11 protein-coding genes are annotated in these 11,977 nt (G+C 29.8%); 6 read left to right on the top strand and 5 right to left on the bottom strand.

The genetic code is table 11. The features are described 5' to 3' along the window. The first annotated feature begins 23 nt into the window (after positions 1 to 23). The 4 genes from D1817_14545 to D1817_14530 all read left to right on the top strand — a co-directional run bounded on the left by D1817_14545 (position 24) and on the right by D1817_14530 (position 1,982). Positions 24 to 347 carry an ArsR family transcriptional regulator gene (locus D1817_14545; GenBank protein ID AXT21044.1) on the top strand — a complete coding sequence of 108 codons (324 nt, stop codon included), beginning with the start codon at positions 24 to 26 and terminating at the stop codon, positions 345 to 347. A 34-nt stretch (positions 348 to 381) separates the two neighbouring features. Then, entirely contained in the window at positions 382 to 879 is a 498-nt protein-coding gene (locus D1817_14540) for a hypothetical protein (protein ID AXT21043.1), read from the top strand. 38 nt (positions 880 to 917) lie between these two features. Then, positions 918 to 1,418 carry an N-acetyltransferase family protein gene (locus D1817_14535; protein AXT21042.1) on the top strand — a complete coding sequence of 167 codons (501 nt, stop codon included), beginning with the start codon at positions 918 to 920 and terminating at the stop codon, positions 1,416 to 1,418. Positions 1,419 to 1,559: 141 nt separating this feature from the next. Then, positions 1,560 to 1,982, top strand: coding sequence for an arsenate reductase ArsC (locus D1817_14530; protein ID AXT21041.1), 423 nt, complete (start codon positions 1,560 to 1,562; stop codon positions 1,980 to 1,982). On the opposite strand, the gene D1817_14525 is transcribed toward D1817_14530, so the two are convergent. From D1817_14525 to D1817_14510, 4 genes are read right to left on the bottom strand one after another with little or no spacing between them, the layout of a single operon-like run. Then, positions 1,979 to 3,064, bottom strand: a complete 1,086-nt coding sequence (locus D1817_14525; protein AXT21040.1) for a carboxypeptidase-like regulatory domain-containing protein — start codon at positions 3,062 to 3,064, stop codon at positions 1,979 to 1,981. The two genes, D1817_14530 and D1817_14525, sit on opposite strands and share 4 nt — an antisense overlap. After that, the gene (locus tag D1817_14520) at positions 3,054 to 4,874 is read right to left on the bottom strand and encodes a GNAT family N-acetyltransferase (protein AXT21039.1); all 1,821 of its coding nucleotides are present in this window, start codon (positions 4,872 to 4,874) and stop codon (positions 3,054 to 3,056) included. Before D1817_14520 ends, D1817_14525 begins: the two co-directional genes overlap by 11 nt. Before the next feature lie 58 nt (positions 4,875 to 4,932). After that, a complete protein-coding gene (locus tag D1817_14515; GenBank protein AXT21038.1) occupies positions 4,933 to 6,183 on the bottom strand; it encodes an aspartate kinase in 1,251 nt (416 codons plus the stop codon). After that, positions 6,183 to 6,665: a GNAT family N-acetyltransferase gene (locus D1817_14510; GenBank protein ID AXT21037.1), complete on the bottom strand. Its 483-nt coding sequence runs from the start codon at positions 6,663 to 6,665 to the stop codon at positions 6,183 to 6,185. The genes D1817_14515 and D1817_14510 overlap by 1 nt, the downstream gene beginning before the upstream one ends. A gap of 156 nt (positions 6,666 to 6,821) precedes the next feature. On the opposite strand from D1817_14510, the gene D1817_14505 reads away from it, so the two are divergent. After that, the gene (locus D1817_14505) at positions 6,822 to 7,832 is read left to right on the top strand and encodes a class 1 fructose-bisphosphatase (protein ID AXT21036.1); all 1,011 of its coding nucleotides are present in this window, start codon (positions 6,822 to 6,824) and stop codon (positions 7,830 to 7,832) included. A gap of 84 nt (positions 7,833 to 7,916) precedes the next feature. Here D1817_14505 and D1817_14500 read toward each other — a convergent pair whose 3' ends face one another. Beyond that, positions 7,917 to 8,348, bottom strand: coding sequence for a TerB family tellurite resistance protein (locus tag D1817_14500; GenBank protein AXT21035.1), 432 nt, complete (start codon positions 8,346 to 8,348; stop codon positions 7,917 to 7,919). A gap of 239 nt (positions 8,349 to 8,587) precedes the next feature. On the opposite strand from D1817_14500, the gene mfd reads away from it, so the two are divergent. After that, positions 8,588 to 11,923: a transcription-repair coupling factor gene (gene mfd / locus D1817_14495; protein AXT21034.1), complete on the top strand. Its 3,336-nt coding sequence runs from the start codon at positions 8,588 to 8,590 to the stop codon at positions 11,921 to 11,923. Positions 11,924 to 11,977 lie beyond the last annotated feature (54 nt).

Raw genomic sequence — 11,977 nt, 5'->3', positions numbered from 1 at the left:
AATATAACAATTACAAATTTTAAATGGGAGCTTCTAAGTTAGATATTTACAACGCTGAAATTAATGATTTAGCTATAATAGCAAAAGTGTTTTCACACCCTGCTCGTGTAGCTATTTTGCAATATATCAGTAAACAAGAAAGTTGTATTTGTAATGATATTGTAGATGAAATTGGTTTATCACAACCAACAATTTCACAACACTTAAAAGTAATTAATGATGCAGGGTTATTAAAAGGAGATTTTAAAGGAAAGAGTATTTGTTATTGCTTAAATATTGAGCGCTTTCAGGAATTTCAAGAGTTATTTAATTTATTTTTTAATAAAACAAAATCTAATTGTTGTTAACTATAATTAGATTAATAAAACACAAATAATACAAATGAAAACAGAACAATTATTATCGTTATTATCAGAGCATCAAGATAAGTCTTTGTTGTTTGAGTATGCACCAAATCTTCTGTTAGGAGCTAATTATCATATTACAGAAGTAAAACATATTGTAATAGACTCGGTAGATTGTGGTGCACAATCAGATAATTGGAAAGAAACCATAATACAGCTTTGGGAAAGCCCAAGTGAATTAGGAAAAACAGAGTACATGTCTACCTTTAAAGCACTAGGAATCCTTAAAAAAGTTGGACGTATTAAACCTTATGTTTTGGATGCTGAAGTTAAGTTTGAATATGGGAATGCTACATTTCATACTGCACAACTTTTTGTTAATGATTTCGAAATCAGAAATAATAATTTGATTTTTAAATTAGCAGTTGAAAAAACAGATTGTAAAGCAAAAGGTATTTGTGGTGTTCCAGAAGAAGTAGAGTTAATTGCTTCTACTAATGAAAATAGTTGTGCTCCTGGAAGTGGCTGTTGTTAATTTACATCAAAAAATCTTTTAATAATAAATCCAATATAATGGAATCAATATCAATTCGGGATATGCAACCAGAAGATTGGCAAGAAGTATCTAAAATCTATAAAGAAGGAATAGCGACAGGTATGGCTACCTTTGAAAAAAAAGTACCCGAATATGATGCTTGGAATAATGCTCATTTAGATCACTGCAGAATAGTAGCTATAAAAAAAAATGCTATTTTAGGATGGGCAGCACTCTCACCAGTATCGAGTAGGTGTGTATATGGAGGGGTTGGAGAAGTAAGTGTATATGTTTCTCAAAACAGTAGAGGAGAAGGTGTGGGTAGTTTATTAATGAATGCTTTGATATCTAAAAGTGAACTTGCAGGGTTTTGGACTTTGCAATCTGGTATTTTTCCTGAAAACTTGGGTAGTATAGAACTTCATAAAAAAACAGGTTTTCGTTATATAGGTAAGCGAGAACGTATAGGGAGTTTGGATGGAGTTTGGAAAGATAATCTTTTGTTTGAAAGAAGAAGTAAACTGATTGGTGTAAATTGAAACTTTTGAATTGGCTGTCATTTAAAGCAAAGTGCGGAATCTGTTTATATAAGTTAGGATTTTTTTATTAGATAAATAGAATAGAGAATTAAACGAATTAGATATTAATAAAAAATATTTTCGCTTTTGCGAAAAATAAATATGAAAAACATACTTGTATTGTGTACAGGGAACTCCTGTAGAAGCCAAATGGCACACGGTTATTTTTATACACTTACAAAAAATAAAGCAAATATTTATAGTGCTGGTATCGAAACTCACGGATTAAACCAAGATGCAGTTGCTATAATGAAAGAAGATGGGATAGATATCTCCAATCACACTTCTAATCATGTAGATGAATATGCAAATATTAATTTTGATTATATTCTTACAGTTTGTGATCACGCGAATGAAAACTGTCCGTTTATTCCAAGTCAAAACGCAGTACGATTACATCATAACTTTTTTGATCCTTCAAAAGTAGTAGGTAGTAAGAGTGAAAAACAAGCTGCTTTTTTTAAAGCAAGAAATGAAATTAAAACTTATGTTGAAGAGTTTGTAGGACAGTATTTGAACTCTTAATCTTCTTCTAAAGTATAATCTAAAGGAAATGTATCTCCCAAGCGTTGTTCGCCTAAATCACCACTAAAAATTACTGCATCTGGCGGAAAATGATTTCCGTTTTTATCTACAATAAATTCAAACTGATTAGGTTTAAATATAGATTGTCTATTTCGTTTATATAGTACATTTAAAGATTTTGGAGGAACGGTATTGTTAAAAGAAATTGTAGGATTGTTTTTTCTATGAGCAATGATTTCTGGATCAGGAATTACATTTAATAAATAAACATTTAAGCTATCAATAGGAGTAATAGTTATAAATTTTTCAGGTTGTGTTTGGAAACTTCCATCGAATAATTGATATTTTCTGTCTTTTAATTTTTGTTGAACTAAAGCCCTCATAAAGTGAAGTGTTGAACCTTTAAATGCATTAGCTCTCCTTCTTTTAATTTTAGAATTATCTTTAGATTCAGTTTTTTTAAAAAAACTAGTTCCTGAAGAGAAAGTGTATCTGTAAACGCGCTCTTCTTCACCTCTAACATATGAGTATTCAATAAAAAACTCTTGTAAATCGTATGTGATTAAATATTGTAAATTTTTATTTTTAATTAATAAAGGTTGTTTAGAAGCGGCTGTTAGTTGTTTTGATTGTTTGTCATATCTTAAGATTAAATCATCTTCATTTAAAATAGTACAAGATTTTGCATTCTTAGATGTTCCTAAAAAATGCTTTCGGAATTCTTCTAGCTTCAACGCTCTGGGCCAATCATCATTAGTAATTATAACTTCTCCTAATGAAAACGCTTCTTCTTCTAATAGAATGGTATAGCTCTCATTATAATTAATAGTATTTAGTATAACTTTTTTATAGCCAATAAAAGAGATAATTAGTGGCGATTTAATATTATGTTCATTATCGATCTGAAATTCGCCTTTTGAGTTAGTTGTAGTACCAATAGTAGTATTGTCAAAATACACTGAAACCCTTTCTATAGGTGTATTTGTTTTTTTATCTAATATTATTCCAGTAATGGTTTGAGAATAAGTATGTAATCCCACTATAATGAAAAAAGATATTATGAAAATATTTTTATTCCACATCACCAGCCATGAATTTACGTTCTAATTCTGCTTGAAACTCCTCCATAACAGGGCGTACAGTACTATCTGGTAAGTCAGAAATTTTAATATACATTAAACCATCTACTGCATTATTAAATAAAGGATCTACATTAAAACCTATAAGTTTACAATTTTGCTTAATGTATTTTTTAAGTAATACGGGTAGCCTTAAGCTACCTGGTTCGATTTCATCTATAATGCGATCAAATTTGTTAAGATCAGCTTCGGTAGCATCAAATACAAAGTCTTTATCAGCATCTTTTAATTTTACTTTAAACTCTTTTTTAGGGTGAATGTACTGTGCTAAATAGGGGTCATAATAATGTGATTTCATAAATTCAATCATCAAAGATTTTGAGAAATTTGAAAACTTATTGCTAATGCTCACTCCTCCTATTAAATATTTATGCTCTGGAAATCTTAAAGTGGTATGCACAATTCCTTTCCATAATAAAAATAGCGGCATTGGTTTTTGTTGATATTCCTTAATAATAAATGCACGACCAAGCTCAATGGATTGGCTCATCATTTTATGAAGTTCAGGCTCAAACCTAAATAGATCTTGTAGATAAAAACCATTAATTCCAAATTTTTCAAAAATCTTAGTGCCTAACCCCATACGATAAGCTCCAGCAATTATTTTCTTATCATCATCCCATAAAAACATATGATGGTAATAAGTGTCAAACTTATCAAGGTCAATAGCTTCATTAGTACCTTCTCCTACTTCTCTAAAAGTAATTTCACGTAAACGACCAATTTCTTGAAGAATATTAGGTAATTTAATAGCAGGAGCTAAATACACTTCGTAATTTTTACTTTTTAAAAGCCTGTAATCCCCTTCTTTTAAGTCCTCAATTTCTTTAATCATAACCTCAAAATCAATAGGAGTTACAATTTTTTTAGGGATTTTGGGAATAAGAGGTGTTTTTAATGTGGACGAAATATTTTCTAATCGTTTAGATTTTTCTTCATAAGCATTGGATAGCATGTATGTTTTTCGTCTTAAAAAATCTGTGAAATCGGCTAAATTTTCTTGCTCTTTTTGGGCTTTAACAGTGATAGGACGTCCAATACGAACTTTTATGACACGGCGTTTTTGAGTTAGAAGTTCAGAAGGCAGTTTAGCAGTCCTAAACGTGTCGCTAATTTTAGAAAGTGTATAAAAGAATTTGCTATTTTTTGCGTGGAAATAAATAGGTACAACAGGGACTTCGGCTTTTTGTACTAATTTCATTGCAGCTTCAGCCCAAGGCCTATCCACAACCAATTTTCCATCTCTATAGGTAGAAACCTCTCCTGCAGGGAAAATTCCTAAAGGGCACCCCTCTTTTAAATGCAGTAAAGATTGCTTAAAACCAGTAAGGCTAGACTTAACATCTTTTCTATCCTCAAAAGGATTTACTGGCATAACATAAGGTTTTAAAGGCTTTATGCGATGCAATAAAAAATTACCAATAATTTTAAAATCTGAACGCTGCTCTAGCATTAATTTTAGAAGTAAAATGCCATCAATGCCTCCTAAAGGATGATTAGAAATTGTAATATAAGAACCATCTTTAGGTAACCGTTTTAAATCTTCTTCAGGGATTTCAAATTTTATTTGGAACTCTTCTAAAATAGCATTTAAAAATTCAAGTTTTTTTAAATGCTTATTTCGATTGTATATTTTATTGAGTGTAGATATTTTAAGAAGTTTCATTAAAAACCATCCAAAACACGTACCTAAAAAACCATATTTATTAGCATTTATAGCCTTTGAAACTTCTTTAGCTGTTACTAAACCCATTTACGTTTTTATTGATGATTTACAAATATACTTAAAAACAAAATACAATAGTATTGGCTTATTTAACTACAATTTGCATCGTTTCTTGATACAATTGTTTTAATAAAATAGTTTTATTTTCTTCTAGAAAATGAATAGATTTTTCATTATAATGACGAACCGTATATAAAGACACATTATCGTAATGTGTTACTTTAAATTTGGCTTTAAGAGTCTGAAGCAATTTTTCTAAATTATTGTAATTATTATCAATACAAACTGAAAAACTAATTGCAGAATTTTGAATCATATCTACTTTCATTTTATATTGATGTAATAAATTAAAAATTTCACTAATATTTTCTTCTACAATAAAAGAGAAATCTAAAGAAGATAATGAAATTAATACTTGATTTTTCTTTACAATAAAGCACGGTATTTTAGGCTCTAAATCTACTCCTTTACTAACACGAGTACCTACATTGTTTGGATTTAAAAATGATTTTACGAGTAAAGGAATTTCTTTACGTTGTAATGGTTGTAAGGTTTTTGGATGTATTACAGAAGCACCATAAAAAGCAAGCTCAATGGCTTCTCTATATGAAATTTGATGTAATAATTGTGTGTTTTCAAAATGTCTTGGATCTGCATTTAATATACCAGGAACATCTTTCCAGATAGTTACATTTTCTGCATTTAAGCAATATGCAAAAATAGCAGCAGTATAATCACTTCCTTCTCTCCCTAATGTTGTAGTAAAATTATTAGCATCACTTGCTAAAAACCCTTGAGTAATATTTAACTGACTACGATTTATATGTTTTGAAATAAAGTTTTGAGTAACCTCCCAATTTACTTTAGCACTCCTATAAAAATTATCTGTTTTTATAAATTGACGTACATCCAACCAATTATTTTTAATATTAACTTCTTCAAGATATACGCTTACGATTGTGGTGGAAATAAGCTCCCCGTAACCAATTACTTGATCGTATATAAAATTATAATCAGGAGATTTGTTGGTAGTAAAGAAATGAGTGAATTCTTTAAATAAATTAGAAATAGAATTAAAAATATGATGTTGTTCATTTTCAAATAAATCTAATAAAATAGCATTGTGGTATTTTTTAATATCTTGAATAGAACTTTGTAATTCTTTACGGTTGTTAATATAATTATCGATTACTTTTTCAATAGCATTTGTAGTTTTTCCCATTGCAGAAACTACAATAAAAGTATTTTCATAACCAACAGCTTGTAATACTGTTGCTATGTTTTTTACACCTTTAGCATCTTTTACAGAAGCACCTCCAAATTTAAATATTTGCATTAGTTAATATTAGATATATAATGTTTTATACCTTCTTCGTTTAATTGCACTACATCCCAATCACGCATGACATTAGCTCCTTTTTGAGTGTAAAAATTAATAGCATTCTCATTCCAATCTAATACTTCCCAACTTATGCGTTTTACGCCTAATTCTGCACCATATACTACGACTTTATCTAATAATAAAGTGCCTATGCCAGAACCTCGCATTGCTTCATTTACAATTAAATCTTCAAGATGTAAAACAGTACCTTTCCATGTTGAATAACGTGTGTATACTAAAGCTATTCCTTCAACCTTGTTTTTTGTTTCAGCAACAAAACACTTAAAAGCAGGATGTGTTCCATAACCATCTTTTTCTAGATCTTCAATAGTAACTTCAACAGCTTGCGGTTCTTTTTCAAAATCTGCTAATTGCTGAATTAATTGTAATACTTGAGGCATGTCACTTTTATTAGCCTCTCTAATTGTTATTTCCATAAATTATTAAAATGAATTCAAATATAGTTTAAAGTTCATTAGATTGCTTAGTTTATCATTTATGAAATATGTTTAAATAGATAAAAACAAGTAAGCGAAAATGATATTGTTTGTTAAAAAATACGATATTTGCTGTAAATAAAGAATCCAATAAAAATGTCTCAAAAAAACCAAACTTTAGGAGAATTTATTATAGAGCATCAATCTTCTTTTAAATATACTTCAGGAGAATTATCTCGATTAATAAATTCTATCAGATTAGCTGCAAAAGTGGTGAATTATGAGGTGAATAAAGCTGGATTAGTAGATATTATTGGAGCAGCAGGAGATACGAATATACAAGGTGAAGATCAGCAAAAATTAGATGTTTATGCTAATGATAAATTTATCCAAACTTTAACTAACAGAAACATTGTTTGTGGTATTGCAAGTGAAGAAGAAGATGATTTTATAAGTATTAATAGTCAGGACGATAATAATCAAAATAAATATGTGGTTTTAATGGACCCTTTAGATGGCTCGTCTAATATAGATGTTAATGTATCTGTAGGAACTATTTTTTCTGTCTACAGGCGTGTAACACCATTAGGAACACCAGTTACCATAGACGATTTTTTGCAAAAAGGTAGTGAGCAAGTGGCCGCAGGTTATGTGGTTTATGGAACTTCTACAATGTTAGTTTATACAACAGGAGATGGTGTAAACGGATTTACATTAAATCCAGCTATAGGTACATTTTATCTGTCCCACCCAAATATGCAATTTCCTGAAAATGGGAATATATATTCTGTAAACGAAGGAAATTATATTCATTTCCCTCAAGGTGTAAAAGATTATATAAAGTATTGCCAAAAAGAAGAAGGAGATCGCCCATATACGTCTCGTTACATAGGATCCTTAGTATCTGATTTTCATAGAAATATGATTAAAGGAGGTATTTATTTATATCCTAGAAGCTCTAAAAATTCTAATGGAAAACTACGTCTGTTATATGAATGCAATCCAATGGCATTTTTAGCAGAGCAAGCTAATGGAAAAGCAAGTGATGGTTTTGTACGAACTTTAGATGTTGAGCCAACAGAACTACATCAGCGCGTGCCATTTATTTGTGGAAGCAAAAATATGGTAGAAAAAGCAGAAGAGTTTATGCGTAATGCAAAACAATAAAAGTTATATTTAAGTTTAAATAAAAAAGGCTAACCAAAAATAATGGTTAGCCTTTTTTATATTCTAAATAAGAATTGATTAATCTTATCTATTCATATTTTTTATTTCAACAATAAAATCATCTAAGTCAATATTTTCATTAACCAAAGTCAACGCTTTATCAACTACATACCTTACGTTTTCTGGAGTAAACCCTAAACCAACAGCAATTTTTCTTAATAATACAACTTGATGCTCATCTTTAATATGGTCAGCATATACCATTCTTGCTAAATCATATAAACGTTCTAGGCGACGGTTATAAGATGTCGGAGGATTAATTGGGTGTGATTTATAATCTTTTAAAATACCTTTATAATGCGCATCGCTAATATCTAAATTTCTAGCCAAACGATCTAAAAATGCTTTCTCTTCATCAGTGATTATACAATCGTCCATTGCTAACCTAACTATTGCTGCAAAATGATCTTCATTACGTTTCTTAAACGCACTATCAAATAAATCTGAAATTGACATACTTTGTATTGTTTTTTTAGTGCTGCAAATATAGATAAACTAAACCCCTTTTAAAATTAAAATTTTAGCTTTTTTAGTATTCTATATAGTGATGCTTCATGTTATATTTTTTAGTGTATTTTTTATAAATATAAAAAGGGTACAATAGTAAATACTAATGCGTTAATGTTTAGTAAAAATTAAAAAATCCCATTTATAATTAATAAGACTTCAACTATATTTGCCTAAATTTTTTTAGAGTGAGTAAAACAATAACCTCGCAAGCTTTTATACAGTCTTTGCAATTGCAAAAACTGCAAATTGCTATTGCCGAAAACGAAAAAAAGATACATATAAAAGGACTTGTAGGGTCTTCATTTTCATTTGTAGTATCAAACACATTTAAAGAAATTGATAAACCTTATTTACTCATCTTTAATGATAAAGAAGAAGCGGCTTATTATTTAAACGATTTAGAGCAACTTTTAGGAAATAAAGAAGTATTGTTTTACCCTGGAAGTTATCGTAGACCCTATCAAATAGAAGAAACAGATAATGCTAATGTATTGCTTCGAGCAGAAGTACTTAATCGTATTAATTCTCGCAAAAAACCAGCTGTAATTGTCACATATCCAGATGCACTTTTTGAAAAAGTAGTAACACGTAAAGAGTTGGAACGTAATACTCTAAAAATATCTGTAACAGATAATTTATCTATCGATTTTGTAAACGAAGTGCTGTTTGAATATCAATTTAAACGTGTTGATTTTGTAACTGAACCAGGAGAATTTTCAGTACGTGGGGGTATTGTAGATGTATTTTCGTTTTCTCATGATCAACCTTATCGTATCGAGTTTTTTGGAGATGAAGTAGATAGTATTAGAACTTTTGATGTTGAAACTCAACTTTCAACAGAGCAGATTAAAAAAATAAGTATCATCCCTAATGTAGCTAATAAATTTTTAGAAGAAAGTAGGCAAAGTTTTCTAAAATATATTGCTTCAAAAACAGTGGTATTCATTAAAAACTCAAAATTGTTTTTTGACCGAACAGATTTGTTATTCAGTAAAGCGAGCGAAGCTTTTACTAAACTTTCAGAAACAATTAATCATGCAGAACCAATAGAGTTGTTTTGTAATTCAGAGTTGTTAAAAAAACAATTGCTAAACTATACAATTGTAGAATTTGGTACATCTTCATTGTTTAGCAATGAAGACATAAATTTTAATACAACACCACAACCCTCATTTAATAAGCAATTTAATTTATTAATAGAAGATTTAAATGCTAATCATAAAAAAGGATATACTAATTATATCTCTTGTGTTAGTGAGCAACAAGCAAAACGTTTAGATGATATTTTTAGAGATGTTGAGGTTGAAGTACATTATAAAACAATAGTATTATCTCTATATCAAGGATTTCAAAACCACGATGATAAAATTATTTGCTATACAGATCATCAAATTTTTGAACGCTATCATAAGTTTCATATTAAAAATGGTTATGCTAAGAAGCAAGCCATTACTTTAAAAGAGTTGACTAATTTAGATGTAGGTGATTATGTTACACATATCGATCATGGGATCGGACGTTTTGGAGGGCTTCAAAAAATTGATGTCGAGGGTAAAAAGCAAGAAGCTATAAAACTAGTTTATGGAGAGAGAGATGTACTATATCTAAGTATACATTCACTCCACAAAATCACAAAGTTTAATGGTAGTGATGGCAAGCCACCAAAAGTATATAAACTAGGAAGTAAAGCTTGGAAAGCTTTAAAACAAAAAACAAAATCAAGAGTTAAAGAGATTGCATTTAATCTTATAAAGCTTTATGCTAAACGAAAAGTAGAAAAAGGATTTCAATATAATCCAGATAGTTATTTACAGCATGAATTAGAAGCTTCTTTTTTATACGAAGATACACCAGATCAAAGCACAGCAACAGCAGATATTAAAGCGGATATGGAAAGCGAACGCCCAATGGATCGCTTAATATGTGGAGATGTAGGTTTTGGTAAAACTGAAGTTGCGATACGAGCTGCATTTAAAGCAGTAGATAACGGTAAACAAGTAGCCATCTTGGTGCCTACAACAATCTTAGCTTACCAACACCATCGAACTATAAGTGCTCGATTAAAAGATTTTCCTGTTACTGTAGATTATTTAAATAGGTTTAGAACAGCAAAACAAAAACGAGAAACATTAGAGCAGTTAGAAACTGGAAGTGTCGACATAGTTATTGGAACGCATCAATTGGTAAATAAAAATGTAAAGTTTAAGGATTTAGGTTTATTAATTGTTGATGAAGAACAAAAATTTGGGGTCGCAGTAAAGGAGAAATTAAAATCTATTAAAGAGAATGTAGATGTTCTTACATTAACAGCAACTCCAATTCCGAGAACATTGCAATTTAGTTTGATGGCAGCAAGAGATTTGTCGGTAATTACTACACCTCCACCAAATCGCTTTCCGATAGAGAGTCATGTCATACGATTTAGTGAAACCACAATTCGTGATGCGGTGAGTTATGAAATTCAACGTGGCGGTCAAGTATTTTTTATACATAATCGTATCGAGAATATTAAAGAAGTTGCAGGAATGATTCAGCGTTTAGTGCCAGATGCAAAAATAGGGATTGGTCATGGACAAATGGAAGGTAAAAAGCTAGAACAATTAATGCTTGCATTCATGAATGGCGAATTTGATGTTTTGGTAAGTACAACTATTGTAGAGAGCGGATTAGATGTACCAAACGCAAATACTATTTTTATTAATAATGCCAATAATTTTGGATTAAGCGATTTGCATCAAATGAGAGGTCGTGTAGGTCGTAGTAATAAAAAAGCATTCTGCTATTTTATTACACCAGAATATTCTGCAATGACTAGTGATGCACGAAAGCGAATTACGGCACTTGAGCAATTTACAGAGTTAGGAAGTGGTTTTAATATCGCGATGAAAGATTTAGAAATTAGAGGGGCAGGCGATTTATTAGGAGGAGAACAAAGTGGATTTATTAATGAAATAGGATTTGACACCTATCAGAAAATTCTAAAAGAAGCTATTGAAGAACTTAAAGAAGACGAATTTAAGGATTTATATAAAGATTATTTAGAAGAAAAAGAATATGTAAAAGATATTACTATTGATTCTGATTTCGAATTACTCTTTCCAGATGATTATGTAAATAACATTGCAGAGCGCTTAAATTTATATACAGAATTGAATACTCTAAAAACAGAAGAGGAGTTACAAAAATTTGAAACTGAATTATTAGATCGTTTTGGAGAATTTCCAATACAAGTAGTGGATTTATTAAATAGTGTGAGAATAAAATGGATAGCGACAAAACTTGGTTTCGAAAAAATAATAATGAAGCAAGGTAAGTTTGTTGGATATTTTATAAATGATCAGCAAAGCAAATTTTATCAAAGTGCTAGCTTTTCAAAAGTATTACATTATGTACAATCAAATCCTAATGCTTGTAAAATGAAAGAAAAACAAACCCGAAATGGTTTACGATTATTGCTTACTTTTGAAAGCATAAATACTATAGAGAAAGCATTAAAAGCAATTCAACCTATTTTGGCTTGATTATTGTCTTTTAAGAAATAGATAAAATAAATAAAGAGTTATAAAATTAAAAAA

The sequence above is a fragment of the Flavobacteriaceae bacterium genome (assembly GCA_003443635.1).
GTDB lineage: Bacteria > Bacteroidota > Bacteroidia > Flavobacteriales > Flavobacteriaceae > AU392.
The sequence above is the reverse complement of the archived record's forward strand: the minus strand, read 5'-3'. Positions and strand labels throughout refer to the sequence as shown.